Annotated in this window: 24 protein-coding genes; 12 read left to right on the forward strand and 12 right to left on the reverse strand. The window is 65.0% G+C overall.

Annotated features, from left to right (window positions below; translation table 11 throughout):
- The first annotated feature begins 24 nt into the window (after positions 1 to 24).
- Entirely contained in the window at positions 25 to 1,107 is a 1,083-nt protein-coding gene (locus tag ABCR88_RS27690) for an SDR family oxidoreductase (protein WP_350403710.1), read from the forward strand.
- Between the two features lies 1 nt (position 1,108).
- On the opposite strand, the gene ABCR88_RS27695 is transcribed toward ABCR88_RS27690, so the two are convergent.
- Entirely contained in the window at positions 1,109 to 1,714 is a 606-nt protein-coding gene (locus tag ABCR88_RS27695) for a flavin reductase family protein (RefSeq protein WP_011063450.1), read from the reverse strand.
- Positions 1,715 to 1,878: 164 nt separating this feature from the next.
- Here ABCR88_RS27695 and ABCR88_RS27700 point away from each other — a divergent pair, with 164 nt between their 5' ends.
- The 3 genes from ABCR88_RS27700 (at position 1,879) to ABCR88_RS27710 (ending at position 4,251) form a co-directional block, all read left to right on the forward strand.
- Positions 1,879 to 2,652: an SDR family oxidoreductase gene (locus ABCR88_RS27700; protein ID WP_015637019.1), complete on the forward strand. Its 774-nt coding sequence runs from the start codon at positions 1,879 to 1,881 to the stop codon at positions 2,650 to 2,652.
- 109 nt (positions 2,653 to 2,761) lie between these two features.
- Complete coding sequence (locus ABCR88_RS27705) at positions 2,762 to 3,670, forward strand: LysR family transcriptional regulator (protein ID WP_019093558.1); 909 nt, start codon at positions 2,762 to 2,764, stop codon at positions 3,668 to 3,670.
- 53 nt (positions 3,671 to 3,723) lie between these two features.
- On the forward strand, positions 3,724 to 4,251 hold the full coding sequence (locus ABCR88_RS27710) for a GNAT family N-acetyltransferase (protein ID WP_236185617.1): 528 nt from the start codon (positions 3,724 to 3,726) through the stop codon (positions 4,249 to 4,251).
- Positions 4,252 to 4,290: 39 nt separating this feature from the next.
- Here the strand turns inward: ABCR88_RS27710 and ABCR88_RS27715 are convergent, their stop codons facing one another.
- Both ABCR88_RS27715 and ABCR88_RS27720 read right to left on the reverse strand, forming a co-directional pair.
- Positions 4,291 to 5,607 (reverse strand): PAS domain-containing methyl-accepting chemotaxis protein, encoded by a 1,317-nt coding sequence (locus tag ABCR88_RS27715; RefSeq protein ID WP_325985234.1) that lies wholly within the window; start codon positions 5,605 to 5,607, stop codon positions 4,291 to 4,293.
- Between the two features lie 273 nt (positions 5,608 to 5,880).
- Positions 5,881 to 7,197 (reverse strand): PAS domain-containing methyl-accepting chemotaxis protein, encoded by a 1,317-nt coding sequence (locus ABCR88_RS27720; RefSeq protein WP_325985235.1) that lies wholly within the window; start codon positions 7,195 to 7,197, stop codon positions 5,881 to 5,883.
- Between the two features lie 218 nt (positions 7,198 to 7,415).
- On the opposite strand from ABCR88_RS27720, the gene ABCR88_RS27725 reads away from it, so the two are divergent.
- The gene (locus tag ABCR88_RS27725) at positions 7,416 to 7,910 is read left to right on the forward strand and encodes a RidA family protein (RefSeq protein ID WP_011063456.1); all 495 of its coding nucleotides are present in this window, start codon (positions 7,416 to 7,418) and stop codon (positions 7,908 to 7,910) included.
- Between the two features lie 60 nt (positions 7,911 to 7,970).
- Here ABCR88_RS27725 and ABCR88_RS27730 read toward each other — a convergent pair whose 3' ends face one another.
- Complete coding sequence (locus tag ABCR88_RS27730) at positions 7,971 to 8,303, reverse strand: DUF2790 domain-containing protein (RefSeq protein ID WP_103289258.1); 333 nt, start codon at positions 8,301 to 8,303, stop codon at positions 7,971 to 7,973.
- A gap of 321 nt (positions 8,304 to 8,624) precedes the next feature.
- Here ABCR88_RS27730 and ABCR88_RS27735 point away from each other — a divergent pair, with 321 nt between their 5' ends.
- A complete protein-coding gene (locus ABCR88_RS27735) occupies positions 8,625 to 9,953 on the forward strand; it encodes an OprD family porin (protein ID WP_325985236.1) in 1,329 nt (442 codons plus the stop codon).
- Between the two features lie 176 nt (positions 9,954 to 10,129).
- Positions 10,130 to 10,351, forward strand: a complete 222-nt coding sequence (locus ABCR88_RS27740) for a hypothetical protein (RefSeq protein ID WP_011063459.1) — start codon at positions 10,130 to 10,132, stop codon at positions 10,349 to 10,351.
- Between the two features lie 304 nt (positions 10,352 to 10,655).
- Here ABCR88_RS27740 and ABCR88_RS27745 read toward each other — a convergent pair whose 3' ends face one another.
- From ABCR88_RS27745 to ABCR88_RS27755, 3 genes are all read right to left on the reverse strand, one after another.
- Entirely contained in the window at positions 10,656 to 13,793 is a 3,138-nt protein-coding gene (locus tag ABCR88_RS27745; RefSeq protein ID WP_325985237.1) for a CusA/CzcA family heavy metal efflux RND transporter, read from the reverse strand.
- A gap of 26 nt (positions 13,794 to 13,819) precedes the next feature.
- Positions 13,820 to 14,989, reverse strand: a complete 1,170-nt coding sequence (locus ABCR88_RS27750) for an efflux RND transporter periplasmic adaptor subunit (protein WP_350403711.1) — start codon at positions 14,987 to 14,989, stop codon at positions 13,820 to 13,822.
- A gap of 200 nt (positions 14,990 to 15,189) precedes the next feature.
- Positions 15,190 to 16,440 carry a TolC family protein gene (locus ABCR88_RS27755; RefSeq protein WP_015637027.1) on the reverse strand — a complete coding sequence of 417 codons (1,251 nt, stop codon included), beginning with the start codon at positions 16,438 to 16,440 and terminating at the stop codon, positions 15,190 to 15,192.
- A gap of 386 nt (positions 16,441 to 16,826) precedes the next feature.
- Between ABCR88_RS27755 and ABCR88_RS27760 the strand changes: the two genes are divergently transcribed.
- Positions 16,827 to 17,501, forward strand: a complete 675-nt coding sequence (locus tag ABCR88_RS27760) for a heavy metal response regulator transcription factor (protein ID WP_011063463.1) — start codon at positions 16,827 to 16,829, stop codon at positions 17,499 to 17,501.
- A gap of 57 nt (positions 17,502 to 17,558) precedes the next feature.
- On the opposite strand, the gene ABCR88_RS27765 is transcribed toward ABCR88_RS27760, so the two are convergent.
- Positions 17,559 to 18,455: a cation diffusion facilitator family transporter gene (locus ABCR88_RS27765; protein ID WP_350023232.1), complete on the reverse strand. Its 897-nt coding sequence runs from the start codon at positions 18,453 to 18,455 to the stop codon at positions 17,559 to 17,561.
- Positions 18,456 to 18,703: 248 nt separating this feature from the next.
- On the opposite strand from ABCR88_RS27765, the gene ABCR88_RS27770 reads away from it, so the two are divergent.
- Together ABCR88_RS27770 and ABCR88_RS27775 are read left to right on the forward strand one after the other, a co-directional pair.
- Positions 18,704 to 20,071 (forward strand): gluconate:H+ symporter, encoded by a 1,368-nt coding sequence (locus ABCR88_RS27770; protein ID WP_350403712.1) that lies wholly within the window; start codon positions 18,704 to 18,706, stop codon positions 20,069 to 20,071.
- Positions 20,072 to 20,158: 87 nt separating this feature from the next.
- Positions 20,159 to 20,575 (forward strand): lysozyme inhibitor LprI family protein, encoded by a 417-nt coding sequence (locus tag ABCR88_RS27775; protein ID WP_015637031.1) that lies wholly within the window; start codon positions 20,159 to 20,161, stop codon positions 20,573 to 20,575.
- 72 nt (positions 20,576 to 20,647) lie between these two features.
- Here the strand turns inward: ABCR88_RS27775 and ABCR88_RS27780 are convergent, their stop codons facing one another.
- Positions 20,648 to 21,097 carry a hypothetical protein gene (locus tag ABCR88_RS27780; RefSeq protein WP_236185627.1) on the reverse strand — a complete coding sequence of 150 codons (450 nt, stop codon included), beginning with the start codon at positions 21,095 to 21,097 and terminating at the stop codon, positions 20,648 to 20,650.
- Between the two features lie 237 nt (positions 21,098 to 21,334).
- Positions 21,335 to 22,663 (reverse strand): MFS transporter, encoded by a 1,329-nt coding sequence (locus tag ABCR88_RS27785; RefSeq protein WP_325985240.1) that lies wholly within the window; start codon positions 22,661 to 22,663, stop codon positions 21,335 to 21,337.
- A gap of 175 nt (positions 22,664 to 22,838) precedes the next feature.
- On the opposite strand from ABCR88_RS27785, the gene panB reads away from it, so the two are divergent.
- Entirely contained in the window at positions 22,839 to 23,666 is an 828-nt protein-coding gene (panB, locus tag ABCR88_RS27790; protein ID WP_325985241.1) for a 3-methyl-2-oxobutanoate hydroxymethyltransferase, read from the forward strand.
- On the opposite strand, the gene ABCR88_RS27795 is transcribed toward panB, so the two are convergent.
- Together ABCR88_RS27795 and ABCR88_RS27800 are read right to left on the reverse strand one after the other, a co-directional pair.
- On the reverse strand, positions 23,654 to 25,042 hold the full coding sequence (locus ABCR88_RS27795) for a PLP-dependent aminotransferase family protein (protein ID WP_350403713.1): 1,389 nt from the start codon (positions 25,040 to 25,042) through the stop codon (positions 23,654 to 23,656). The genes panB and ABCR88_RS27795 overlap by 13 nt on opposite strands.
- A 4-nt stretch (positions 25,043 to 25,046) precedes the next feature.
- Positions 25,047 to 25,280: a hypothetical protein gene (locus ABCR88_RS27800; RefSeq protein ID WP_041774476.1), complete on the reverse strand. Its 234-nt coding sequence runs from the start codon at positions 25,278 to 25,280 to the stop codon at positions 25,047 to 25,049.
- 115 nt (positions 25,281 to 25,395) lie between these two features.
- Here ABCR88_RS27800 and ABCR88_RS27805 point away from each other — a divergent pair, with 115 nt between their 5' ends.
- Positions 25,396 to 26,814: a TIGR00366 family protein gene (locus ABCR88_RS27805; RefSeq protein ID WP_041119896.1), complete on the forward strand. Its 1,419-nt coding sequence runs from the start codon at positions 25,396 to 25,398 to the stop codon at positions 26,812 to 26,814.
- The last annotated feature ends 142 nt before the right edge of the window (positions 26,815 to 26,956 follow it).

Consider the following 26,956-nt stretch of genomic DNA (forward strand, 5'->3'; position numbering starts at 1 on the left):
ATCCCTTTATTCGAGGTATCCCCGATGAGCGTTTCAACTTCCCCGGACCGTCACTTGCTGGTGATCGGCGGCTATGGCGTGGTCGGCACCGCAGTGGTCGAGCTGATGCACCGTACCCCGGGCTGGCAACTGACCACCGCCGCCCGTCGCCGCCCACCGACCAGCCTGCTGGACGGCAGCCCGGCACCGGCGCACATCAGCGCCGACCTGCTGGACGCCGCCGGCACCGCCCGCGCCTTTGCTGGACTGGGCAGCGTCACCGACCTGGTGTTCTGCGCCTACAGCGAGCGGGAAAGCATGGCCGCCACAGTGGCGCCGAACCTGGCGATGCTGGAGCACAGCCTCAAGGCCCTGCGCCAGGCCGGAGCCAGGTTGCGCCAGGTGGTGCTGATCGGTGGCGGCAAATCCTACGGTGAACACCTGGGGCCCTATAAGACGCCAGCCAAGGAAAGCGACCCGCGCTTCATGGGGCCGATCTTCTACAACGATCAGGAAGACCTGTTGTGGCATGACGCCGAACGCGAGGGTTTTGCCTGGACGGTATTGCGTCCGGACGGGGTCATGGGCCCCAGCCTCAACTCACCGATGAACATCCTCACCGGCATCGCCAGCTTCGCCGCCATCAGCCAGGCACTGAACCTGCCACTGCGTTTTCCCGGCAGCCTGCAGGCCTGGTCGGCGCTGCACCAGGCCACCGATTCCCGGGTGCTGGCCCAGGCCGTGCTCTGGGCCCTGACTTCACCGAATGCACAGCAGCAGGTCTTCAACGTGACCAATGGCGATCACTTTCGCTGGCAGCACCTGTGGCCACAGATCGCCGGGTTCTTCGGCCTTGCCAGCGCCGCGCCGCAACCGATGAACCTGGGGGTGCAGATGGCCGACAAGGCGCCGCTGTGGGCGCGCATTGTCCAGGAGCAGCAACTGCGCCCCACGCCCTGGGAGCAGATCGCCGCCTGGCCCTTCGTCGATGGCTGGCTCAATACCGGCTACGACATGGAGCAAAGCACCATCAAGATCCGCCAGGCCGGCTTTACCGGTTGCATCGACAGCCACCAGAGCGTGCTCGAACAGTTGCAACGGCTGCGTGACTACCGGCTGATCCCCTGACTCAGGGCTCGCCGACCAGGGGCAGTTGCCGACCGTCAACGGCGTCACCGATGGTCAGGAAATGCCCGCCCGCAACATGGTGCAGGGTACGCAGCCGGTCGTGCCCGTCGAAGTGCCAGCGCCCTTCGCTGAACACCCGGGCATCGGCCTGGGCGGCAATCACTTCGCCAAGAAACAGGTCGTACTGCTGGTGGTTGTGGGGCTCGGGCAGCAGCCGGCATTCCAGCCAGGCCACGCAACCTTCCAGCAGCGGCGCCGCCAGTTGCTCGCCGGCAAAGGCCTGCAGACCGTAGGCGGCGAACTTGTCGCTACCGCCCTGGCTCAGCTCAAGCCCGGAGCTGTTGCCCAGGCTCTGCACGATATCCACCTGGGCCACGCAAGGCACATTGAGCACGAAGGTGCCCGAGGCCTCCAGCAGTTGTCGGGTCCAGGTGGACTTGTCGAGCACCACGGCGACTTTCGGCGGCTCGAAATCCAGGGGCATGGCCCAGGCTGCGGCCATGATGTTGCGCTGCCCGCCATGGGCTGCGCTGACCAGCACCGTTGGGCCGTGGTTGAGCAAGCGGTACGCCTTGTCCAGCGGTACCGGGCGACGAAGATCGGACATGACTGGCTCCTGAAAAAAACTGCGATTGTAGCCCCATCGCGGCCGTCGGCAGGCAAGGTCATTGGCCGGATTTTCTGGATAATCCGTCCAGCCGCCGACGGCTTATCAACAGCGGTGCAGACACTAGACTCAGCCTTCACCCCAATTGTTGAAGGACCCGCGCCATGACCGATCACTCCCTGAACAACAAAGTCGTGCTGATCGCCGGTGGCGTGAAGAACCTCGGCGGCCTGATTGCCCGCGACCTGGCCAGCCACGGTGCCCGGGCGGTGGCCGTGCACTACAACAGCAACGCCAGCCGGGCCGACGCCGAGGCCACGGTGGCGGCACTCAAGGCCCTGGGTGTGGAGGCCCAGGCGTGGCAGGCCGACCTCACCCGCGCCAGTGCCGTGGAGCAGCTGTTCAACGAGGCCAAGGCGCGCTTCGGCAAGATCGACATCGCCATCAACACCGTGGGCAAGGTGCTGAAGAAACCCATCATTGAAATCAGCGAGGACGAGTACGACCAGATGTTCGCGGTCAATGCCAAGAGCGCCTTCTTCTTTATCAAGGAAGCCGGCAAGCACCTGGAGGACAACGGCAAGCTGGTGACCCTGGTGACTTCGCTGCTGGGGGCCTTCACTCCGTTCTATGCCGCCTATGGCGGCTCCAAGGCGCCGGTGGAACACTTCACCCGGGCCGCGGCCAAGGAGTTCGGTGCCCGCGGCATTTCAGTGACTGCCGTCGGCCCCGGGCCCATGGATACCCCATTCTTCTACCCGGCCGAAGGCGCCGACGCCGTGGCGTACCACAAGAGCGCCGCAGCCCTGTCGCCTTCGAGCAAGACCGGGCTCACCGATATCGAGGACGTGGTGCCCTTCATTCGCCACCTGGTCACCGAAGGCTGGTGGATCACTGGCCAGACCTTACTGATCAACGGCGGCTACACCACCAAGTAATCCTGGCGCCCAAGGGGTAAATTGGCCTGCCGAGCCGCAGCCTCGATCGCCTCGGCCGATGCTGCGATCCACTGCCGTCAGGCGCCCCCGAACCAGGATCGTTCAAACGATGGATAAGCTTGAGCAATACCGCGTGTTCATCCAGGTGGCCGACATGGGTAGCTTCATCAAGGCTGCCCATGCCCTGGAACTGCCACGGGCCACCGTCTCTTCCGCCGTGCAGCAACTGGAAACCGGCCTCGGCACCCGACTGCTGCACCGCACCACCCGCCACGTGCAGTTGACCGCCGACGGCGCCATTCTGCTGGAACGGGCGCGGCGCTTGCTGGCAGACGCCGCCGAACTCAACCAGTTGTTCCACCACCGCCAGATAGACGTCAGCGGGCGCTTGAACATCGATGTGCCCAGCCGCATCGCCCGGCGCCTGATCGTCCCCGCCCTGCCCCGATGGCTGGCGCAATACCCCGGCCTGCAACTGGCCCTGGGCGCCAGCGATCGCAGCATCGACCTGGTCCAGGAAGGCATCGACTGCGCGATCCGCGTCGGCAGCCTGGCCGACAGCAGCCTGGTCGCCCGCCCCCTGGGGCAACTGGCGCTGATCAACTGCGCCAGCCCCGCCTACCTGGCCGAACAGGGCGAGCCCCACACCCCCCAGGACCTGCAGAACGGCCAGTGGATGGTCGGTTATGCCTCCCCGGACACCGGCCGCGAGCAGCCCTGGGAATACCTGCTGGAAGGTCGCGAGCACCTGCTGGGGCTGCCCAGCCGGGTGATCGTCAACAACGTCGAGAACTACATCGCCTGCTGCCGGCAGGGGCTGGGGCTGATCCAGGTGCCACGCTTCGACGTGCAGCACCTGCTGGACCGTGGCGAGCTGGTGCAGGTGCTCCGTGAACTGCCGGTGGCGCCCATGGATATCTGCGCGCTATACCCCGACCGGCGCCATCGCTCGCGCCGCCTCAACGTGTTCATCGAATGGTTCGCCGAGCTGATCAAACCGCACCTGGAGGCTTGCTGAACACCCGCGGATCGTGAGAAGAAAGCGCCTTCACGGATTGAGGCACTGGCACCATGACCCACCTGCACATCAGCGCTCCACACCTCGACGACCTGGATGACCTGCTGGCCTTCGAAGGGGAAAACCGAGCGTTCTTCGAAGCCTCGATCAACGCCCGGCCTGCCACCTACTACTCCCGCGAAGGGGTCGCCGAAGCCATAAAGCAGGCGTGCGAGGATGCCGAGGCAGACCGCGGCTATCAGTTCCTGATCCGCGACAACGCAGTGCTGGTGGGGCGCGTCAACCTGCACCGGGTGCAGCGCCCCTACTTCAATTGCGCGGAACTGGGCTACCGGGTCGGCGCCCGCTTCAACGGCCGCGGCATTGCCCGCACTGCGGTGCAGCAGGTGCTGCTGCGCGCCTTCGGCGAACTGCAACTGAGCCGCATCGAAGCCAATGCGCGGCCGCAGAACACCGGTTCGGTGCGGGTGCTGGAAGCCTGCGGCTTCTCTTGCTACGGCCATTCGCGGCGCAGCTTCCTGTTGCACGGCGAGTGGTTCGACCGCTTGCACTACGAGTGCCATGGGCCTGCGCCACGCTAGCAACCCGGGCGTGCGCCCCCAAGGTCCACGCCCACGTCCTCAGGCCGACAGCTGGTTGGCGAACTGGCCGACCGCGCTGACCACTTTCTGCGCACCGTCCTGAATCTCGACGATGACCGCGCCGGCCTCCGCTGCCAGGGTCAGGCCCTGCTCCGCCTGCTGCCGGCCCTCGGCCATCAGTTCCACCGCCGAGCGGGCCATGTCCTGGTTCTGGCGCACCACGCCGACGATCTCGTCGGTGGCGTTGCTGGTGCGCGAGGCCAGTTGCCGGACCTCATCGGCGACCACCGCAAAACCCCGTCCCTGTTCACCGGCCCGGGCCGCTTCGATGGCCGCATTGAGGGCCAGCAGGTTGGTCTGTTCGGCAATCCCGCTGATGGTCTTGACGATGCTCGCTATCACCAGGGACTGCTCGTTCAGGGCTTCGATGCCGTCCCCGGCCTGCTGCATGCAGGTAGCCAGGTCACGCATCACGTCCAGGGTCTCGGTGACCACCGCCGAGCCGCGCTGGGCGCTGGTGTCGGTCTGTCGGGAGATGCTGTAGGCGATGTCCGCCGCCTCGGCCACCCGTTGCTCCTGGTTCACCTGATCGGTGATCAGGATGGCGAACTTCACCACCTTGTAGAGCTGGCCACTGGCGTCCAGCACCGGGTTGTAGGACGCGTCGAGCCACACCACCCGGCCCTGGCTGTCGATGCGCTTGAACCGCTGGGCGATGTATTCGCCGGCGTTCAACCGTGCCCAGAACTCCTGGTAGCCGGGCCCCTCGTATTCCTGCGGTTCACAGAATAGGCGGTGGTTCTGGCCCTGGACCTCATCCAGCCGGTAGCCCATGCAGGCGAGAAACCGCGAGTTGGCCGTCAGCACCCGGCCTTGCAGGTCGAACTCGATCACCGCAGAGGAGCGCAGCAGCGCCGCCATCAGGTTTTCATGCTCGCAGGCACTTTCCACCGAAGCGCTCTGGTCGGTGCAGATCAGGTTGTAATGATCGAGCCGCCCGGCGCCATCGCGGATCGGCTGCACGCAGACCTGCAGCCAGGCCTCGCGGCCGCCTCCGCGTTGCAGGCGCAATTGGCCGGTGTAGCTTTCGTTGCGCCCCAGGGCCGCCTTGAATTCGCGATACAACGGCACAGCCTGCGGGTGGCGCGAGATGATGCTCTCCAGGGCCACGCCGGCCAGTGGCTGGCCATCGAGTTCCAGGGCCTGGATGAAGTTCTGGTTGGCCCGGCGGATGGCCCCCTCGCCATCGAGTTCGAGATTGAGCACCTGGCTTTCCAGGCAGGCCTTGAATTGCTGCAGAGCGTTCAGCTCGTCGCTCAGGGTGGCAAGTTGCTGCTTCAAACGTTTGTTGAACATGGATACACCGACAGACTAGGAGTGGATACAACAACCCCTAGCCATCGGCGCAGTTTGGGCTTTCTCCAAGCCTCGCAGCACTTTCCAGACACTTCCTACAAGCCTCTAGGAAATTTCTTGGTTTTTCTTGGGCGCAGCCGTCGCCCGGGGCCCTATCGGTCAGGCCCGAGTGTCTCAGCGTGGGAAATGAATGGCGCCAAGGGCGCCGGGGCTGGCCGATGCCGCCCTGAAATCCACAGTGCCCCGTGGCGGGAGCACTGTGCTGGGGAGCAATCAGGAGGACAATTGGTTGGCGAACTGGCCGACCGCGCTGACCACCTTCTGCGCGCCGTCCTGGATCTCGACGATCACGGTGCCGGCTTCCGCCGCCAGGGCTAGCCCCTGCTCGGCCTGCAGCTTGCCTTCGGCCATCAGTTCCACGGCTTCGCGGGCCATGTCCTGGTTCTGGCGCACCACGCCGACGATTTCCTCGGTGGCCTTGCTGGTGCGCGAGGCCAGTTGCCGGACTTCATCGGCCACCACGGCAAAACCACGCCCCTGCTCACCGGCCCGGGCCGCCTCGATGGCCGCGTTGAGTGCCAGCAGGTTGGTCTGTTCGGCAATCCCGCTGATGGTCTTGACGATGCTGCCGATCACCAGGGATTGCTCGTTGAGGGCGCCAATGCCTTCGCCGGCCTCCTGCATGTGCTTGGCCAGATCGCGCATCACGTTCACCGCCTCGGTGACCACCGTGGTGCCGCGCTGGGCGCTGTTGTCGGTCTGCAGCGAGGTGTTGTAGGCAATGCCCGCCGCCTCGGCCACGGCCAGTTCCTGGTTTACCTGGTCGGTGATCACGGTGGCGAACTTCACCACTTTGTAGAGTTTGTTGTTGGCGTCCATGACCGGGTTGTAGGAAGCCTCCAGCCAGACCACCCGGCCATGAGCGTCGACGCGCTTGAAGCGCTCGGCGATGAACTCCCCGGCGTTCAGGCGTTTCCAGAAGGCCTGGTAGGCCTGGCTGTTGTACTCTTCCGGCTCGCAGAAGATGCGGTGATGCTTGCCCTGAATCTGCGCCAGGCTGTAGCCCATGCTGGAAAGGAAGCGGTCATTGGCCGTCAGCACGTTGCCGTTGAGGTCGAACTCGATCAGCGCGGTAGAACGCATCAGGGCGCCAATCAGGTTCTCGTGCTCCCGAGAGGCCTCGATGGTGCGGGTCAGGTCGCTGGAGAAGATCGCGAAATACTTGATCCGCCCCTCGGAGTCGCGAACCGGCTGGGAGATGGAACGCAGCCAGGCTTCCTGGCCATTGCCGCGCAGCAGCCGCACCGCCCCGGCAAAGTGTTCGCCCCGGGTCAGGGTCGCCTTGAACCGCAGGTGAAACTCATCATGCTTGACGTGTTCCGGGACGATGTCCTCCAGGGCCCGGCCCACCAGATCGCCAGTCTTGTAGAGCATTTCCTGGGCGAAATTGTGATTGACCGACTGAATCCGTCCATCGGCGCTCAGGTTGATGACGAGCATCTCGCTTTCAAGGCTCTCCTTCACTTGCTGAAGGCTCGAAAGTTCTTCGCGTAGAGTCGACAACTCCTGCTTCAAGCGTTTATTGAACATGAGGATGTACCGGGGGGGGGGCTGAAAAAGTGGACTGCTTTGGGCCTAACATCGGCCCTGAAAGATTTTTCTTAATAGCCATTAAGGCTTGTCTGACAAAAATAATTCCGCAGCCAGCAAGGCCGCGGAATTCGGGCCCGCAGCCGGGGATTTCGCGCAACCAAGGAGCGCGTATAGTCGGCGACGGGAAATTCCAGGGCGATCGACGGAGTTGGACTATGGATGCATCACGCAAGGCACTTTTCCAGCAGGCCGCAGCACAGGTCGGACACAGTTTCGAAGGCGAGATGCGCATTGGCGGCAATTACGTGCCGGCGGTGCGCAATGGCGATGAGGTGTATGTCAGCGGGCAGATCCCGCGTATCGACAACACCGTGATGGTGGTTGGCCGGGTCGGTGCCGAAACCTCCCTGGAGCAGGCCCGGCACGGGGCGCAGATCTGCACCCTGCGGGCCCTGGCGATCCTCGAGCAGATGCTCGGCGACCTGCAGCGGATCAAGCGCATCCTGCGGATCAACGTCTATGTACAGAGCGCGGCGGACTTCACCCAGCAGAGCGAAGTGGCGGACGGCGCCTCCGCAGTCCTCTATTCGATCTTTGCCGACGCCGGCGTACACACCCGGACCTCGGTGGGGGTCTATCAATTGCCCAAGAATGCCTCGGTGGAAGTGGACATGATCGTCGCCCTGCACCCCGGCTCCGGCAACGACTGAGTGCAGCCACGCTGGCCGGGCCCACCCCTGCGGGCCCGGCACAGCAGCGCCGGCGGCCCATCAACTGCCGTTGTTGCGGCACTGGCCCATGACCTGGTACTCGATGGTCTTGAGCTGGCCGGCGGAATCCTCATACGTCATGCGCGAAGGCACCACCTCGCAGGACTTGATCGGCGGGGTCACGTTGACCACCTTGGCGACATCCAGCTTCATGCCGTAGCGGTACGCCTGCACCACCGGCGCCGGCTTGCCCTGGTTCGCCGCATAGCGCTCCATGGCCTTCTGGTTTTCCACCATGGCCCGGGCGAACGTACGGTCGCCTCCCCCTTCGGCCTGCACCAGGGAAGCCAGGCTCAACAGCAGCGCGGCGAGACTCAGGTTGATTGCTTTCATCACAGTTTCCTCGTCCAGTTGACGCCAGCGAGGATAAGCAACCGACCCTGTCAGGATGATCGCGGGCAGATTACTTATCTGTAATGGGCGCTGCCGACAGCCCGCCCTACCCGGGATAACCCCCGGCCCGTCGGGGTTTTGGCCCGGGCCCTGGACGGCTTTCTTGCACAATTGTAATGACCGGGTCACCCCGCCGTTATCTGCCGTTTGCAACTATCGACAGCGACTGGGCAGGCGTTGCGACGCCTGCCGGTCGAGCCCAATAAGAACGCCTCTGGCGATATAAAAGTTGATAGCTGCCAACACTCAGGAGCGCCCCCCATGCGTATCAATCCCCCCTTGTCCCTGTCCGTGCTCGCTGCGGTACTGGGGCTCAGCCCTATGGCGGCAGTGGCCGCCGAGGAACGGCCCGAAGGCTTTGTCGAAGGCAGCCGCCTCGACCTGCTACTGCGCAACTTCTACTTCAACCGCGACGACCGCAAGGGCCAGTCCAGCCCCACCGGCAACGGTTATTCCGAAGCCTGGGCCCAGGGCCTGATCGGCCAGTTCGAATCCGGCTTCACCCAGGGCACGGTGGGCTTTGGCCTCGATGCCTTTGCCATGTACGGCCTCAAGCTCGACTCTGGCAACGGCCGCAGCGGCGGCGGTGGCTCCTTCGGCATGCTGCCGCTGAACCACGACAACCGGCCCGCCGACAGCTACGGCAAGGCTGGGGGGGCGGTGAAAATGCGAGCCCTGGATACCGTGGTGAAAGTCGGCGATGTGTTTCCCAAGACCCCCGTGGTGCACTACGGCGACTCCCGCCTGCTGCCGGAAAGCTTTCGCGGGGTGACCCTGGAGAACACCAGCATCGACGGCCTCAACCTGCAGGGCGGCCGCCTGCATGCCATGAGCCAGCCCGACAGCAGTGGGATGCGCGATGGCTTCGCCACCTTCTACGCCGGCAAGGTGGACTCGCCCTGGGTCGGCTACTTCGGCGGCGACTACCGGCTCAACTCCAATCTCAACTTCAGCCTCTACAGCAGCCGCCTGAAGGACGCCTGGGACCAGTACTACTTCGGCGTCGCGGGCAACTACCCGCTGTCCGACCAACTGAGCCTGTTCAGCGGCTTCAACTATTACAAGGCCGTCGATGAAGGCAAGAAGCTCCTGGGCGAGCTCGACAACAACATCTGGAGCGCCAAGGTCGGCGCCACCTACGGCGCCCACACCCTGGCCCTGTCGCATCAGCGCAACAACGGCAACGACGACTTCGACTACCTGCGCCAGTCGGACTCGATCTTCCTCGACAACTCGATCCAGTACAGCGACTTCAACTCGCCCAAGGAACGCTCGTGGATGGTCCGCTACGACCTCGACATGCAGCCCCTGGGCATTCCCGGCCTGTCGTTCATGACCCGCTACGCCCGCGGCAGCGGCGCCGACTACAGCCACGCCAACTCGGTGTACATGCGCCGCGATGCGGCAGGTGACCCACTGACCGACCAGCGCCGCTGGGAGCGGGATATCGAAGCCAAGTACGTGTTCCAGGGCGGCAGCCTCAAGGATCTGTCCCTGCGCATCCGCCAGGCGACCATCCGTTCCAGCCAGTTCGAATCCGACCTGGAAGAGTTTCGCCTGATCGTCGAGTACCCCCTGGCCCTGCTCTAGAGAGCGGCTCCGGGCAGGCGCCAGGCCTGCCCGGTGTTAAAACTTCTTCACAGACTCATGCCTTTCAGAACTGTAATATCGGCCTCACCTTCTCGTTAGGTTGGCCTTCATATACTCCCGGACACACTGGCAGCCACCGTGTTTTTCACGGCCGCCCAACGTGTCAGGAGAAGCTCATGCGCCCAACCCAACTGTTATTGATCGGCCTACTGGCCACAACCAGCTCCGCTACCTGGGCCGCTGATGGCAGCGAACGCCCACAGCAGGTCCGCGAAGCTTTCCTGGCCAGCCAGGAACAGATCCACGGCGACGCCAACCAGGAAACAGCCGCCACCGGCAGCACCGGCAAAGCCCCTCGCGATGCTTCTGCGCCCACCACGGCCGAAGAAGACATCTGACAGCGATTGCCTACCGAGCACATTCATCTCTTGAAGCGTTTTTTCTGATGCTCCTTTGGAAAGAGATGAATTTTTAGCGCCCCCTTGGGGCGCTTTTTTTTGCCTGGCACACCTGCGCGGTCCCCCATGAAAACCATCCCCTCAGGAGTTGGCTTGCCGGCGAAAGCGCCCACGAGATCGCCTTCGCCGGCAAGCCGGCTCCTACAGTGTGTCGGTTCGATTCTGAGCGGTGGGCCGGTGGTTCCCCCGTAGGAGCTGGCTTACCAGCGAAGGCGTCCGTAAGGTCACCTTCGCTGGCAAGCGATCAGTCTTCTTCCCTGCGATGCGCCCATTGGTACAGGGCAGGCAGCACCAGCAAGGTGAGGATGGTGGAGGACAGGATGCCGCCAATCACTACCGTGGCCAGGGGCCGTTGCACTTCGGCGCCGGTGCCGGTGGCCAGGGCCATGGGGATGAAGCCCAGGGAGGCCACCAGGGCGGTCATCAGTACCGGGCGCAATCGGGTCAGGGCGCCTTCATGAATCGCCAGGGACAACGAGCGCCCTTCCTCTCGCAGGTTGCGGATAAAGGCAATCATCACCAGGCCGTTGAGCACGGCGACCCCGGACAAGGCAATGAAGCCCACCCCCGCCGAGATCGACAGCGGTATGTCCCGCAGCCACAGGGCCATGATCCCGCCGGTCAGGGCGAAGGGAATCCCGGTGAACACCAGCAGGCCATCCTTGACGTTGTTGAACATCATGAACAACAACCCGAACACCAACAGCAGCGCCACCGGCACCACCACTTGCAGGCGCTGGGACGCTTCCTGCAATTGCTCGAACTGGCCGCCCCAGGTGGTCCAGTACCCCGCCGGGACCTTGACCTTCTCGCCGATCAACGCCGTGGCTTCCTCGACGAAGGAACCGATATCGCGCCCGCGCACGTTGGCGCTGACGATCACCAGGCGCTTGCCGTTCTCGCGGCTGACCTGATTGGGGCCCAGCACCAGATCGAGGCTGGCCACTTCCGACAGGGCGATGAAGCCGATCTGCCCGTTGGCCGTGCCCGCCGTCGCCGGTATGGGAATCAGCAGCCGGGACAGGCCGTCGATATCGGTGCGCAGTTGATCGGACAGGCGCACCACCATATCGAAGCGCCGGTCGCCTTCGTACAGGGTGCCGGCCTGGCGCCCGCCCACCGCAACGGCGATGGTGTCTTGCACGTCCCCCACGTTGAGGCCAAAACGCGCGGCTTTGTCGCGGTCGATATTGATGGTCAGTACCGGCAGCCCCGAGGTCTGCTCGACCTTGACTTCCGAGGCGCCAGGCAAGCTCTGCAATGCCGTGGCAATTTGCGTAGCGGTCTTGTTCAGCACCGCCATGTCATCGCCAAACACCTTCACCGCAACATCGCTGCGCACCCCGGAAATCAGCTCGTTGAAGCGCAGCTGGATCGGCTGCGACAGCTCGTAGGCGCTGCCCGGCACCAGGGCACTGGCACGCTGGATATCAGCGATCAGCGCCTCCCGCGACTTGTTCGGGTCCGGCCACTGGGCCTTGGGCTTGAGCATCAGGTAGCTGTCGGAAATATTCGGCGGCATCGGGTCCGAGGCGATCTCCGCGGTGCCGGTGCGGGCGAACACCCGCTCGATCTCCGGCACTTGCGCCAGCAGGGTTTTCTCCAGGCGCTGCTGCATGTCCACCGACTGAGTGAGGCTGGTGCCGGGCACCCGCAGGGCCTGCTGGGCAAAGTCGCCTTCGCTGAGGCTAGGGATGAATTCACTGCCCATGCGGCTGGCCAGCAGCGCACTGCCAGCGAGGATCAAGCCGGCCAGGGCGAAGGTCAGGCCACGCCGGGCCATCACCCAGTCCAGCACCGGGGCGTAGCCGCGCTTGGCGCTGCGCATCAGCAGGTTTTCCTCTTCCTTGACCTTGCCGGTGACGAACAGAGCGATGGCCGCCGGAACGAAGGTCACCGAGAGAATCATCGCCCCCAGCAACGCCATGACCACAGTGAAGGCCATGGGGTGGAACATTTTCCCGGCCACCCCGGTAAGGGCAAAGATCGGCAGGTACACCACCATGATGATCAACTGCCCGAAGATCAGCGCGCGCCGGGCTTCCTTGGCCGCGGCAAAGACTTCATGCAGGCGTTCGGAGCGGGTCAGCATGCGCCCGTGGTGTTGCTGGGCATGGGCCAGGCGGCGGATGGCGTTCTCGACGATAACCACCGCGCCGTCGACGATGATGCCGAAGTCCAGGGCACCGAGGCTCATCAGGTTGGCGCTGACCTTGTTGCTGAACATGCCGGTGAAGGTGAACAGCATGGACAGCGGGATCACCAGGGCGGTGATCAGCGCCGCGCGGATATTGCCCAGGAACAGGAACAGAATCACGATCACCAGCAGCGCGCCCTCGAAGAGGTTCTTCTTCACCGTGGCGATGGCCTTTTCCACCAGGTTGGTTCGGTCGTACACCGTGACCGCCACCACGCCTTCGGGCAGCGAGCGGTTGATCTCCTCAAGTTTCTTCGCCACCGCCTGGGACACGGTACGGCTGTTCTCGCCGATCAACATGAACACGGTGCCCAGCACCACTTCCCGGCCATTCTCGGTGGCTGCGCCGGTGCGCAGCTCGCGGCCGATCTGCACGTCGGCCACGTTGCGCACGCGGATCGGCGTGCCGTCGCTGCTGCTGATGACGATGTTGGCGATGTCTTCGATGGACGCCAGTTGCCCCGGCGCGCGGATCAGCAACTGCTCGCCGCTGCGCTCGATGTAGCCGGCGCCGACGTTGGCGTTGTTGCGCTCCAGGGCCGTCACCAGGTCGCTCAGGGTCAGCTTGTAGGCCGCCAGGCGCTTGGGGTCCGGGGCAATCTGGTACTCCTTGGCAAAGCCGCCGATGGTGTTGATCTCGGCCACGCCCTGCACGTTGCGCAGTTGCGGCTTGATGATCCAGTCCTGGATCACCCGCAGGTCGGTGGGGGTGTAGGGCGTGCCGTCCTCCTTGCGGGCGCCCTCCTCGGCCTCCACGGTCCACAGGAAGATCTCCCCGAGCCCGGTGGAAATCGGCCCCATCACCGCCTCCACACCGTCGGGCAATTGCTCGCGAGCCACTTGCAGGCGCTCGTTGACCAGTTGGCGGGCGAAGAACAGGTCGGTGCCGTCCTTGAAGATCACGGTTACCTGGGACAACCCCGAGCGCGACAGCGACCGACTTTGCTGCAACCCCGGCAGGCCGGCCATGGCCGTCTCGATGGGAAAGGTGATGCGCTGTTCGGTTTCCAGGGGCGAGAACCCCGGCGCCGCGGAGTTGATCTGCACCTGGACGTTGGTAATGTCCGGCACCGCGTCGATCGGCAGCTTCTGGTAGCTGGCGATGCCGACGCCGGCCATCAGCAGCACCGCCAGCAGGACGATGATGCGCTGCTCGATGGCGAATTGAATGATGCGTTCAAACATGGGAAGTCACTCTCTGATGAGGCCGATCAATGGCCGTGGTCGGCCGCGCCCTTGCCCAGTTCGGACTTGAGGGTAAAGCTGCCGCGGGCGGCTACCTGGGCCCCGGATTCGAGGCCCTCGCGGATCTCGACAAAACCGTCCTGGCTGGCCCCGGTGACCACAGGCGTGGCCTGGAACCCCTCGGCCACGCGGACGAACACCGAGGGCCGGTCTTCCACGGTCTGGATCGCCGTCTGCGGCACGCTGACCGGTGCGTCGAAGGCTTCGGTGGCCACCTGTACCGAGACGAACAGCCCCGGGCGCCAGGCGTCATTGGGGTTGGCCAGGGTCACCCGCACCGTGGCGGTGCGGGTCTGTTCCCCCAGCAGGCTGCCGACGTAGGCCACCTGGCCCTGGACCTGGGTCCCCAGCTCACTGGAGCTGACCTGCACCGGCTGGCCGACCCGGACCTTGTCCAGGTCCTTGGGAAACACGCCGAAGGTGGCCCAGACCTGGGACAGGTCCGAGAGGGTGAACGCGGCGCTGGTTTCGCCCACCACTTCGCCCACGCTCAGGTGTTTTTCCACCACCACACCGTCGAACGGCGCGCGCATTTCATAGCGATTGCCACCCACCAACTGGGCGCTGCCGCTCAGGGCATTCATCTTCTGCCGGGCATTGTTGAGGGCGATTTCCGCCTCTTGCAGGGCCTGGCGTGCCAGCAGGTAATCCTGCTCGGCGGAAATCTGGTCGACCCACAACTGGCGCTCGCGCTGGAAGGTGGTACGGGCCAGTTCCACCCGCCGCCCGGCGGCGGCCAGCTCGCTGCGCTGATCGGAGATCTGCTGGCTGGCGATCACCGCCAGCAGTTCGCCGCGCTTGACCGCCTGGCCGAGGTTGACCTGTACCGACTCCACCACACCGGCGGCCCGGGGCACGATGTGCGAGGTACGGTCCTCGTCGAAGCGGATCTCTCCCGGCAGGCTGAGTACCCGGTTGAGGCGCCGCGGACCGGCTGCGGCCAGCTCGATGCCGGCGGCCTGGATCTGTTCCGGGCTGAGTTCCAGATGGCCCTCGGGCTCCTGGGTGCCGTGCCCGGCCTCCTCGGCCTGGGGCACCGTTGCCGGGCTGGCGAACAGGCCCGGCAGCAGCAAGGCCGCCAGCCCGAGGCCGACCACTGCCGTGCTGGCCAGAACAAGGCTGCGTTTTTTATCCATGGGGACTCCTGAATCGATCGAGGGTCGGTAGCGCCAGGCGCTGCCTTACGGGGTAGAGGGAAACAGCCATTGACCAATGGCCCGATGCAGCTCATGCACGCACCAATGCGCGGGTGGGTCTTCGGGGGCTGTCGGGGGTGCGCCACTGCAGTCGCTCACCAGCAACGCGGCAAGGCACGCCAGGCCCATCAGCCAGGGTTTCACCAACGGCTGAGGTCGCCGTAGATGCGCTCGATCCGTACCCAGGCATCGGTGGTTTGCGCCACCGCGGCGAGGTACTGGGTGCGCGCGCCGATCAGGGTGCGTTGAGCATCGAGAACGTCGAGAAAGCTGAACTTGCCCATCTCGAAGCCCTGGGTGGCGCTGTCCACCGCACGCTGGGCGGCGGGCAGGATGGTCTGGTTGAAGGACTGCACCTCGCCCCGGGCGGTGTTCCACTGTTCCAGGGCCTGGCGGGTTTCGGTACGCAAGCGCAATTCGGTGGCGTTGCGCAGGTCCCGGGCCTGGTCGGCGCGGCGGGCGGCGGACAGCACGTTGCCCTGGTTGCGATTGAACAGCGGCAAAGGCATCGACAGCCCTACCAGGTTGACCCGCTCCCGGGCGCTGGCGTCGTACTGGCTGCCCACGCTGACGTCCAGGTCGGGAATGCGCTGGGCCTTCTCCAGCCCCAGGGACGCCTCACGCTGCACCACTTCCTGCTCCGCCAGGCGCAGTTCGGTGGTTTCCGGCAGACGGCCAAGCAACTGTGCCGGAGCCGGCAGCGCCGCCAGTGCCAGAGGCTGCTCCTGCACCCCGGCAAAGTCGCTGGTGGCCGCGCCAGTGACCATGGCCAGGCGTCGGTAGGCATTGTCCTGCTCCATCTGCCCCCGGTTCAGTTCCAGGCGCACCTCGGCCAGTTGTACCTGGGCCCGGGTGGCTTCCACCGGCGAGGCCTTGCCGGCGTTGACCCGGCCCTGGGCTACCGCCACGCCCCGTTCGGCCAGGGCCAGGGAGCGCCCGGCCAGTTGGGTGCGCTCCTGGGCCCGCAGCGCCGTGTAATAGGCATCCAGAACATCCGCACGCAACTGGTTACGACGCCGCTCCAGCTCCAGGGCCGCCAGCTCCTGACCGCGACTGGCCACGTCGATCCGTGCTCCGCGCTTGCCCCCCAGCTCCAGGGCCTGGCTGAGCTTGACCGAAGTGGTGCGCGAATCCCGGCGGGTGTCCTCGGCGTCCACCGACAGCACCGGGTTGGGGATGAGCCCGGCCTGCTGGCGGGCGCCTTGGGCGATGTCGATCTCCCAGCGTGCGGCGGCCAGTTCAGGGTTGTTGGCAAAGGCTCGGGCCAGGGCGCTGTCCAGGCTCAACAGCGGTTGCTCGACGGCGCTTGCAGATTGGCTCGCCAGGGCCAGCAACAGGGTCAGGACGCAGGTGCGTGCTGCCCGGGCAGATATTCTCGGGAAAGTCGGCATAACAAGTTCCGGCCCCTATGGAGGCAAAGTGTCTGCGAAGTTGCAGCGCACCATATCGACGCTTATCCACAGGAGCTCCGGCCGATATGAAACTGCAGCAGTTCGCCCATTGACAGGGAGAGTTTCAAGTTCGGCCAACTGTAACTTTCAGTGCTTATCAGCAGGGTGGCGCAAAGATTACAAATCCGTTAGCAAAGGCTCTGGATCAAGGTTCTGTATTAACATCCGGCTATTCGAAGTGAACATCAAGAGCACTTTTCAAGTGCCAGCAAGCGAACTTTAAAGAACACGAATACGGCACGGAGCTGCACAACTTTTGAGCATTGGCCCGCTGATTATTCGCGTCTTTTCGTTACTGTCTCCCATCTGCCGAGAACCTCATTTCCATGCGTATTCTGGTCATCGAAGACGAACCCAAGACCGCTGACTACCTGCATCAAGGGCTGACTGAAAGTGGCTACGTGGTGGACTGCGCCAACAACGGCGCGGACGGCCTGCACCTGACTCGCCAGCATGCGTACGACCTGGTGATCCTCGACATCAACCTGCCGCACATCGACGGCTGGGGCGTGCTCGGGCAGATCCGCCAGGACAGCAGCACCCGGGTGATGATGCTCACCGCCCAGGGCCGGCTGGCGGACAAGATCCGTGGCCTGGACCTGGGCGCCGACGATTACCTGGTCAAGCCGTTCCAGTTTCCGGAATTGCTGGCCCGGGTCCGCACCCTGATGCGCCGCAGCGAACAGGCGCCGGTGCCGGATGTGCTGCGGGTCGCTGACCTGGAGCTGGACCAGGGCCGGCACCGGGCCTTTCGCGGCAAGCAGCGCATCGACCTGACCACCAAGGAGTTCGCCCTGCTGCACCTGCTGATGCGCCAGAGCGGCGTGGTGCTGTCGCGGACCCAGATCATTTCCTTTGTCTGGGACATGAATTTCGACTGTGACACCAATGTGGTGGAAGTCTCGATCCGCCGCCTGCGAGCGAAGATCGACGACCCTTTCGAACGCAAGCTGATCCACACCCTGCGCGGTGTGGGTTATGTCCTTGAAGAACGCGACTGAGGCGCGGCCGTGTTCGCCGGCAAGCCGGCTCCTGCACAAGACGCAAGCACTGCTGCCTCAATGTTCATGCACCTGCTCATGAAACCCTGCCTGCTCCACCTGCAAGGTGACGTGGGCAATGTCGAAGCGCTCCTGCAGCAGCTCGGTGACCTCGGCCAGGATCCCCTGTTCATCCCGCCCTTGCAGGTGCGCCACCAGATGCGCGCTAAGCACGTTCTTGCCGCTGGTCAGGGCCCAGATATGCAGGTCGTGCACGTCGCTGATCCCCGGCACCTGGCGTATGGCCTGCTCCACCTGATCGATGTGGACCCCGTCCGGCACCCCTTGCAGCAGCACGTTCATGCTCTCCTTGAGCAGGGTCCAGGTCCGTGGCAACACCCACAGGCCGATGGCCGCGGCCACCAGGGAATCGACCCAGCCCCAACCGGTGAACATGATCACCAGCGCGGCGATGATCACCCCCAGTGAACCGAGCATGTCGCTCCACACCTCCAGGTATGCACCCTTGACGTTGAGGCTCTGGCTGCTGCCGGAGGCCAGCAGGCCCATGGAGATCAGGTTGACGATCAGCCCCAGCACCGCGATCACCAGCATTCCCGTGGACTGGATCTCGGCCGGTGCCTGCAGGCGTTGCCAGGCCTCGAACAGAATGTAGAACGCCACCACGAACAGCAGCAGGGCGTTGAACGCCGCGGCGAGGATCTCGAAGCGCGCATAACCGAAAGTACGCTTGCGGTCCGCCGGGCGCTTGGCGACCTGGATCGCCACCAGGGAGATGGCCAGCGCCAGGGTATCGGTGAGCATGTGCGCGGCATCCGACAGCAGCGCCAGGCTGCCGGTGACAAAGGCCCCGATGACCTCGGCGAGCATGAAGCTGCCGGTCAGCCCCAGGGCCATCCACAACTTGCGTTCATGCCCGGCCCGCACCTGGCCGTGACTGTGTCCTGCGCCCATAAAAGATCCTCGGTTGGCTGGTAAAGCGTGGCTCTGATGATAGTTCGATTGGCTAGGTGCCCAGGACTGGATAAGCGAATTGTCATCTGCCGGTTATCCGTCGGTTATCCAGGTCAGGCCCATAGTTAGCCGGCTAACGAATGCACCAAAAGTGCGCATAAGCCCTCTGCGGCGGGCGCCTCGGGTATGCTCCCGAAAAAGTGAAACAAAACGTAACAGATAAAAATAGCCGATTGAGGAGTCCCGCCTTGGATGTATCGACTGCCGCCTGGATGGTCCACGACACCCGCCTGATCATCTGCTGCCTGGTGGCCATCGCCAGCATCATTGTGCTGATCAGCGCCACCAAACTGCCGCCGTTCCTGTCGATCCTGATCGGCACCTTCATTGCCGGGGTGGGCGCAGGCCTGCCGCCGGAGGAAGTGGCCAAGGCCTTCAGCAAGGGCGCCGGGGCGATTCTCGGCGAGGCCGGGATCATCATTGCCCTGGGCTCGATGCTCGGCGCATTGATGGCCGAGTCCGGCGCCGCCGACCGCATCGCCTCGACCTTGCTGGGCCTGGGCAAGGGCAAGTCGCTGCCCTGGGTCATGGCCCTGGTGGCGATGGTCATCGGCCTGCCGCTGTTCTTCGAAGTGGGGCTGGTGATGATGGTGCCGATCATTTTCGTCATGGCCCGCCGCTCGGGCCTGCCGCTGCTGAAAATCGCCATTCCGGCCCTGGCCGGGATGACCACCCTGCACGCGCTGATGCCCCCGCACCCCGGCCCGCTGATCGCCGTCAGCGCCCTGCACGCCGACCTCGGCCTGACCATGCTGCTGGGCTTGTGCCTGGCCGTGCCGGCGGTGATCCTGGCAGGCCCGCTGTATGGCAACTGGTTGTCCAAGCGCCTGCAGGTCAGCGAACCGGCGGAGCTCGGCGCGCTGTTCAGTGCTGCGCCCCAGGCCCCGCGCCAGCCGGGCTTCGGCGTGTCGCTGCTGATCATTGTGCTGCCGGTGCTGCTGATGCTCGGCAGCACCCTGGCCAAGGTCGCCATGAGCCCGGAGAACACCCTGGCCCTGACCCTGAAGTTTCTCGGCGAACCCCTGATCGCCCTGGGCCTGGCGGTGATCGCCGCGGTGATCTGCCTGGGCTGGGCCAACGGCATGGCCCGGGACCAGGTGGGCAACACCCTGCGCAAAAGCCTGGCACCGATTGCCGTGCTGCTGACCATTGGGGCCGGCGGCGGGCTCAAACAGACCCTGCTGGATGCCGGGGTCAGCCAGACCATCAGCAAGGTGGCCGAAGGCGCGCACCTGCCCTATATCCTCCTGGCCTGGCTGATCGCCGTGGCCCTGCGCCAGGCCACCGGCTCGGCTACCGTGGCCACCACCACGACCGCCGGCATCCTGGCGCCGATGATGGCCGGTCTGGCCGCCACCCAAAGCTCCCTGGTGGCGCTGGCCATCGGCGCCGGCTCGGTGTTCTTCTGCCACGTGAACGACGCCGGGTTCTGGATGGTGCGCGAGTATTTCGGCCTGCAACTCAAACAGACACTCTGGGTCTGGTCGGTGCTGCAGACCATTGTTTCCGTGGTCGGGCTGGTGGGGACGCTGCTGCTCTGGCACTGGTTGCAATAACCGCTGGCTGTGGTGGGCAGGCCAGCCCTTCTGCATTGGGAACAGCGCTGTAGAATGCCCGCTTCATTCTCAGCGCAAGGGACCGACATGCCTTATCAGCCCTGGATCTTTGGCCTCGTCATCGCCGTAATTGCAGGCGCCGCTGGTTGGGCGCCTGCCCAGGCCGCAGCGCTGGATTGCGAGCACATCAGCGTCAGCGAACAGGTCGACCGCTGCGCCCAGCAGGACAAGGAGCGGGCCGACGCCGCACTCAACCAGAGCTATCAGGCGCTGCTGGTCCGGGTGCACAACCTGTACCCCAGCAGCCTGCTGCAAGAACAGGAATACCTCGGCAAATTGAAGAATGCCCAACGCGCCTGGATCAAATACCGCGACAGCACCTGCGTGCTGGAGGCCTTCGAAGTGGAACCGGGCAAGCCGGCCCATGTGACCCTGATCAACCTCTGCGTGACCCGCCTGAGCACCGAACGCACCCGCTATCTGGAACAACTGCTGCCCGAATGACAGCAGGCCCGGGGGGCTCTTCGCCGGCAAGCCGGAGCACCTGCAGGAACGGGCTTGCCCGCGAAAGCGGCCTCAGGAGCCCGCTCGCTGCCAGAACGGTCGATGCCCCAAGCCATGCAGCAGCCCGCAGATCAGGCTGACGAGCCAGGCAAAGCACAGCATGCCAACACACGAGTCGCCCTGGCGCAGGCGCTGCTGGCACTCTGCGGCGCTGGAACACAGGGCGCTGCACCCGGGTTGATCGTCGCGGCGACAACTGAGCAGGTACCCCCGCAGGTGGCTGAGTACCAGGGTCTGCCCCGGCAGTTGAGCGAGTGGCAGCTGGAGCCGGGTCAGTTCGCGGTTCAGGCGCAAGCGTTGGCGCTCCCCGGTGTCGAGTTCCTCCACCAGCAGCGCCCCGGCCTCCACTGCGATCACCCGGGCGCGCAAGCTGTCGGGGCTGGCGCCCTCCAGGCCGTAGTCCAGTTGCGTGCAGGTCCAGGCCTGGATCAGGGCAAACACCAACCCCAGCACGAAGCTCATCAGCGCCACTTGTAACAGTGGCGCCAAGGCGCAGAAATTTCGCAAGGAACACAGCGTCGAACGAACCAAGACAGCTCCCGGAAACCCAAGCGCAGGCCGCGCGTTCCGGGAGATTAGCGGGAAAAAACCGGGGGCTGAAAGCCCTTTTTCAGCCCGGTTTCACGCGGGATCAAGAGGCGTTTTGGTGAAGGCTCTAGCTCGCCGCTTCGCTGAATCACAGCAGGCCGAAGAAAAGTCCTAGCGTTGATCAGCCATGCAGCTTCCTCTCGCTGCCGCAGGCCCTTCCTCACCCACACGGCCGCCGAAGTAAGCGGCGCTGACGACCCCCACCGCTCCCATCACTGCGCAGTAGATCACGCAGATCCAGGGGCTCCAGGGCATCAGGGCGATCAGCAGCAACGGCGTGGTACTGGCCCAGAGGGCATAAGCAATGTTGTAGGTGAAGGAGATCCCCGACACGCGAATCCGCGCCGGAAACAGGCCCACCATCACCGACGGCACCGCCCCCACCACGCCGCAGCCCAGGCCGGCGATGGCATAGGCCAGGCCGATCCAGGCGCCGCCGCTGATCAGGCAGCCATAGAGCACGGCGATGCCCAGGGGCAGCAGCAGGCTATAGAGCATCACCGTGCGCCAGGCGCCGAGGCGGTCGACGACCAGCCCCGCCAGCACGCAACCAATGTTGAGAAAGACAATCCCTAGGCTGCTCAGGGCAAAAGTGTGGCTGGCGCTCATGGCGAAGCTTTTTTGCATCATGGTCGGGGTGATGACCACGAACACCACCACCGCCGAGGTCAGCACGCAGGTGAGGATCAGCGCCGGCAGGATCGCCAGTCGGTGTTCCCGCAACACGGTGCGCAGGGGCAGTTCGGCGGCGGCATCGCGCTGGTGCTGCAGCGCCACGAACACCGGGGTTTCGCTCAACCAGCGGCGCAGCCAGACGCCGATCACGCCGAACACGCCGCCCAGCAGGAAGGGATAGCGCCAGGCGTGGTCGAGGATTTCCTCGGGGCTGAAGACCCGCGCCAGCAGGGTCGCGGTCAGGGCGCCCAGCAGGTAGCCGAAGGTCAGCCCGGCCTGGAGAAAGCCCAGGGCATAACCGCGATGGGCCCGCGGCGCGTGCTCGGCGACGAATACCCAGGCGCTGGGCACTTCGCCGCCCACGGCGGCACCTTGCAGCACCCGCAGCGCCAGCAGCAGCAAGGGCGCGAAATAACCGATCTGGGCATAGGTCGGCATGATGCCGATCAGCAGGCAGGGCAGCGCCATCATCAGGATGCTCAGGCTGAAGACCTTCTTGCGCCCCAGGCGGTCGGCGAAATGGGCCATGAGGATGCCGCCCAGGGGCCGGGCCAGGTAGCCGGTGACGAAGATCCCGAAACTCTGCAGCAGGCGCAGCCACTCGGGCATTTCCGGGGGAAAGAACAGCTGGCTCAGGGTCAGGGCGAAAAATACGAAGATGATGAAGTCGTAGATTTCCAGGGCACCGCCCAGGGCGGCCAGGCCCAGGGTCTTGTAGTCGGAGCGGGAAAAGCGCGCCGGCGACGACTCAGTGGAAGGGGTCATAAAGCAACTCGATGGCAGCACAAAGCAAAGGCGCTCATGGTCTACGCAAAAGATCCGGGGAACAACCCGTTCCCGGCCCTGGGTTGGTTTTCCGGGGTTTTCTGTACCTTGAACGGCCGCGCGCCAAGCCAATAATCGGGCACTTTCCCACCCAAGCAGAATCAGGAAAGTCGTCATGAGCAGCCATACCCGCACCCAGCGCCTGAGCGTCCCGCAACTGGTGGCCATGAAAGGCCGGCAGAAGATCGTTTCCCTCACCGCCTATACCAGCCACATGGCGCGGCTGATGGACCCCTTCGTGGATTTCATCCTGATCGGTGATTCCACCGCCATGGTCGGTTACGGGCGCACCTCGACCCTGGACATGAGCCTGGCGGAAATCATCGCTCACACCCGCGCGGTGGTGGCCGGCAGCCGCCTGGCCTGCGTGATTGCCGATATGCCCTTCGGCAGCTACCAGGAATCCCCGCAACAGGCCTACCGCAATTGCGCCGAGGTGATGGCCCGCACCGGTTGCGCCGCCCTCAAGCTGGAGGGCGGCCGGGCCCTGGCGCCCACCGTGGAGTTCCTGGTGCAGCGGGGCATTCCGGTGATGGCGCATATCGGCCTGATGCCGCAGTTCGTCAACCAGATGGGCGGGTTCAAGGCCCAGGGGCTCGACAGCGAGGTGGCCCGCAAGATCGAGGAAGATGCCCGGGCCCACCTTGAGGCCGGCGCCTTCAGCCTGTTGCTGGAAGGGGTTGCGGAGCCCCTGGCGCGGCGCATCAGCGACTTCTCGCCGATGCCGACCATTGGCATCGGCGCCTCCCCGGCCTGCGACGGCCAGGTACTGGTGACCGAAGACCTGCTGGGGCTGGGCGGGCCCCAGGTGCCGCGTTTCGTCAAGCAATACGCCGATGCCGGCGCCCTGATCAGCCAGGCCTGCGAACGCTTCGCCGCAGAGGTTCGGGAGCAGGCCTTTCCGCAGTTGCAGCATTGTTATGGGGTGGTTCAGGAGGCCTGACTCACCGCCCGCACCAACTGCCCGAGAGCGCCCTGGATATCCTTGCTCCAGTCCAGGGTGAAGCTCAGGCGCAGGTGCTGCTGCCACAAGCCCTGCTGGCTGAAGATCGCCCCCGGGGCGATGACGATGCCGTCGGCCAGCAGCCGCTCGTAGACCCGGGTCATCGGCACCGGGCGCCTGGCTTCGACCCACAAGGTCGCGCCGCCGGCGGCAAGCGGCGCATGCAACAGCCCGCCGGCCTGCTCGTCCAGCAGTTGCTGCAACTGCTTCATCCGCTGTTGCAGCATGCCCCGCAATTTCAGCACGTGCTGATCTACGCGACCGGTACTCAAGAGCCGGGCCACGGCCTTCTGGCGAATCGGCGACAGGCGAAAGCGCCGCTCCAGGCACTGGCGCTGCAAGGCCGGGCCCAGGCTGCGGCTTAGCACGTAGCTCAAGGGCGCCTCGGCGCCGATGGCCTTGTCCAGACTGGCGAACACCAGCAGGCGCTCGGGGTCGGCGAAATCCCGATAGCGAGCAGCGCCGGGCACGAAGCTGAATGCTCCGTAGCTGTCGTTCTCCAGCAGCCAGATCCCCCGCTCGGCGAACCAGCGGCACAGCTGCTGCTTGTCGGCGGCGGGCATCAGGCTGCCGTGGGGGATGTTCACCGTCGAGGAGAACACCGCCAGGCGCACCGGCTCGCGCTGAAGCAGCGCTTGCACCTGCTGCAGATCGAAGCGCCCGCCGGCCTCCAGGGGCAGCTCGATAATCCGCAGGCGCGCCGCCCGCAACTGGCGCAGGATCGCCCAGGAACACGGGGACTCCACCAGCACCACGCCGCCGTCCAGGTCCAGCGCCCGCAACGCCAACTCCACCACGCTGTGCAGATCGGCCCCCAGGAACACCTGGTCGGCCTGCCAGTAGTCGCGGCTGGAGCAGGTGTAGCGCCGGGCCAGTTCGCTGCGCAGCTCCTGCTCGCCCAGGGGCTGGTACAGCGGTGCCTGGTTGCGCGGGTACTGGCGGGCCAGTTCGCGCTCGGTCATCAGCAAGGGTTGTTCCAGCGACAGCAGCATCGCCGGCGCATCGCTGCACAGCGCCAGGCGCCCCGGCAGGCGGGCCTGGGCATAGAGGTTGTCGAGCAGATCCTCACCGGCCTCGGGCACGGTCGCGGCGGCCAGGGCCCGGGTGAAATAGCCCTGGCGCGGCCGCGAACAGATGCGCCCCTCGTCTTCCAGCAGGGCGTAGGCGTACTTGATGGTGGACAGGGAAACCTTCAGCCGCTGCGCCAGTTCGCGCAATGACGGCAGGCGTTGCTCCTGATCGCTGGCGGCGTTGTCGATCCACTGCGACAGGTAGCGGTAGACCGCCTGATAGGCGAAAGACGGGTGGCGCTGCACCGCTTCAGTTGCCTTTGGCCATGGCGATCGCCGCCTGGATCGCCGCGCGGGCCTGGGGGCTGTTCTTCCAGCAACTGGAACCCACCAGGGCCGAAGCCTGGGTGACGATGTGCAGGGCATCGGCGGCGGCCAGCTGGGCCAGGGAAGTGATGCCCAGTTGTTCCAGGCGAGCGACCACGGTAGAACCGACACCCTTGACCTTGAGCAGTGCGGCGCGTTCTTCGGGGGAAAATGACATGGGCGTTGAGATCCTTTGCAGTCCGTGGCAATTGCCGCATTCTTGCACAGTTCTCGGCCGCCTCTGCCTGGGGCGGCCGACCTCCTTATAAACATAAGAAATCCGAGGTACTCACGTGGCCGCTGATATTCAAGATAGCCGCTCCGCCCGCTTTGCCCTGCGCTGCTCGAACTGGGCCGAACGCTGGTTTCCCGACTCCTGGGTGTTCGCCGCGCTGGCGGTGATCATCGTTGCCCTGGGCACACTGGCCATGGGCGCCAAGCCCACCGATGCCGCCATGGCGTTTGGCGACGGCTTCTGGAGCCTGATCCCCTTCACCATGCAGATGGCCTTCGTGGTCATTGGCGGCTATGTGGTCGCCAGCTCGCCGCCGGCGGTGAAGCTGATCGACAAGCTGGCGCGCATTCCCAGGAACGGCCGCTCGGCGGTGGCCTGGGTGGCGCTGATTTCCATGGTCGCCTCCCTGCTCAATTGGGGCCTGTCCCTGGTGTTCGGCGGGCTGCTGGTGCGGGCCCTGGCCCGGCGTACCGAACTGCGCATGGACTACCGCGCCGCCGGCGCTGCCGCCTACCTGGGCCTGGGCGCGGTCTGGGCCCTGGGGCTGTCGTCTTCGGCGGCGCAGTTGCAGGCCAACCCGGGCAGCCTGCCACCGTCGATCCTGGCCATCACCGGGGTCATTCCCTTCACCCAGACCATCTTTCTCTGGCAATCCGGTGTCCTGCTGCTGGCCCTGGTGGTGGTCTCGCTGATCGTCGCCTACGCCACGGCGCCCGGCCCCGGCAGCGCCCGGGATGCCCAGGCCTGCGGGGTCGACCCAAGCTTCAGCATGCCCAAGCCGCAACCCCGGACCCGCCCTGGCGAATGGCTGGAATACAGCCCGCTGCTGACCCTTCTCCTGGCGCTGCTGGCGGCCGGCTGGCTGTATCACGAGTTCGCCACCAAACCGGCGATCACCGCGATCTCCGGGCTCAACACCTACAACTTCCTGTTCCTGATGGCCGGCGCCCTGCTGCACTGGCGCCCGCGCAGCTTCCTCGATGCCGTGGCCCGGGCAGTGCCCACCACCACCGGGGTGCTGATCCAGTTCCCGCTGTACGGTTCGATCGCCGCGTTGATGACCGTGGTCAAGGGCGTGGACGGCCAGACCCTGGCCCACCACATCTCGACCTTCTTCGTGCAGATCGCGTCCCACGACACCTACGCGCTGCTGATGGGGCTGTACTCGGCGGTGCTGGGCTTCTTCATTCCTTCGGGCGGCGGCAAGTGGATCATCGAGGCGCCCTACGTGATGCAGGTGGCCAATGACCTGCAGTACCACCTGGGCTGGGCGGTACAGATCTACAACGCCGCCGAGGCCCTGCCGAACCTGATCAACCCCTTCTACATGCTGCCGCTGCTGGGGGTGCTGGGCTTGAAGGCCCGGGACTTGATCGGCTTCTCCTTTGTCCAGTTGCTGGTGCATGCGCCTCTGGTGCTGGTGCTGCTCTGGGCCCTGGGGACCACCCTGTCCTACCTGCCGCCGGTCATTCCCTGACAGAGCCACAGGCCCGCTGCACAGCGGGCCTGTGGATAACGGCCCGCCGGCCCAATCGCAGATTTATCCAGGGCCCAGACAGCCAGGCCGTGCCGCATTCCTGTAGCCTTTGCGTAATATTCGGTTGTTACCGTGCGACCGA

The sequence above is a fragment of the Pseudomonas sp. W17 genome (genome assembly GCF_040268305.1).
GTDB lineage: Bacteria > Pseudomonadota > Gammaproteobacteria > Pseudomonadales > Pseudomonadaceae > Aquipseudomonas > Aquipseudomonas protegens.

What these genes read in the sequence shown, in the direction of transcription:
- ABCR88_RS27690 (WP_350403710.1), top strand. Translation starts at nt 25, where the DNA reads ATGAGCGTTTCAACTTCCCCGGACCGTCACTTGCTGGTGATCGGCGGC.
- ABCR88_RS27695 (WP_011063450.1), bottom strand. Translation starts at nt 1,714, where the DNA reads ATGTCCGATCTTCGTCGCCCGGTACCGCTGGACAAGGCGTACCGCTTG.
- ABCR88_RS27700 (WP_015637019.1), top strand. Translation starts at nt 1,879, where the DNA reads ATGACCGATCACTCCCTGAACAACAAAGTCGTGCTGATCGCCGGTGGC.
- ABCR88_RS27705 (WP_019093558.1), top strand. Translation starts at nt 2,762, where the DNA reads ATGGATAAGCTTGAGCAATACCGCGTGTTCATCCAGGTGGCCGACATG.
- ABCR88_RS27710 (WP_236185617.1), top strand. Translation starts at nt 3,724, where the DNA reads ATGACCCACCTGCACATCAGCGCTCCACACCTCGACGACCTGGATGAC.
- ABCR88_RS27715 (WP_325985234.1), bottom strand. Translation starts at nt 5,607, where the DNA reads ATGTTCAACAAACGTTTGAAGCAGCAACTTGCCACCCTGAGCGACGAG.
- ABCR88_RS27720 (WP_325985235.1), bottom strand. Translation starts at nt 7,197, where the DNA reads ATGTTCAATAAACGCTTGAAGCAGGAGTTGTCGACTCTACGCGAAGAA.
- ABCR88_RS27725 (WP_011063456.1), top strand. Translation starts at nt 7,416, where the DNA reads ATGGATGCATCACGCAAGGCACTTTTCCAGCAGGCCGCAGCACAGGTC.
- ABCR88_RS27730 (WP_103289258.1), bottom strand. Translation starts at nt 8,303, where the DNA reads ATGAAAGCAATCAACCTGAGTCTCGCCGCGCTGCTGTTGAGCCTGGCT.
- ABCR88_RS27735 (WP_325985236.1), top strand. Translation starts at nt 8,625, where the DNA reads ATGCGTATCAATCCCCCCTTGTCCCTGTCCGTGCTCGCTGCGGTACTG.
- ABCR88_RS27740 (WP_011063459.1), top strand. Translation starts at nt 10,130, where the DNA reads ATGCGCCCAACCCAACTGTTATTGATCGGCCTACTGGCCACAACCAGC.
- ABCR88_RS27745 (WP_325985237.1), bottom strand. Translation starts at nt 13,793, where the DNA reads ATGTTTGAACGCATCATTCAATTCGCCATCGAGCAGCGCATCATCGTC.
- ABCR88_RS27750 (WP_350403711.1), bottom strand. Translation starts at nt 14,989, where the DNA reads ATGGATAAAAAACGCAGCCTTGTTCTGGCCAGCACGGCAGTGGTCGGC.
- ABCR88_RS27755 (WP_015637027.1), bottom strand. Translation starts at nt 16,440, where the DNA reads ATGCCGACTTTCCCGAGAATATCTGCCCGGGCAGCACGCACCTGCGTC.
- ABCR88_RS27760 (WP_011063463.1), top strand. Translation starts at nt 16,827, where the DNA reads ATGCGTATTCTGGTCATCGAAGACGAACCCAAGACCGCTGACTACCTG.
- ABCR88_RS27765 (WP_350023232.1), bottom strand. Translation starts at nt 18,455, where the DNA reads ATGGGCGCAGGACACAGTCACGGCCAGGTGCGGGCCGGGCATGAACGC.
- ABCR88_RS27775 (WP_015637031.1), top strand. Translation starts at nt 20,159, where the DNA reads ATGCCTTATCAGCCCTGGATCTTTGGCCTCGTCATCGCCGTAATTGCA.
- ABCR88_RS27780 (WP_236185627.1), bottom strand. Translation starts at nt 21,097, where the DNA reads ATGAGCTTCGTGCTGGGGTTGGTGTTTGCCCTGATCCAGGCCTGGACC.
- ABCR88_RS27785 (WP_325985240.1), bottom strand. Translation starts at nt 22,663, where the DNA reads ATGACCCCTTCCACTGAGTCGTCGCCGGCGCGCTTTTCCCGCTCCGAC.
- panB (WP_325985241.1), top strand. Translation starts at nt 22,839, where the DNA reads ATGAGCAGCCATACCCGCACCCAGCGCCTGAGCGTCCCGCAACTGGTG.
- ABCR88_RS27800 (WP_041774476.1), bottom strand. Translation starts at nt 25,280, where the DNA reads ATGTCATTTTCCCCCGAAGAACGCGCCGCACTGCTCAAGGTCAAGGGT.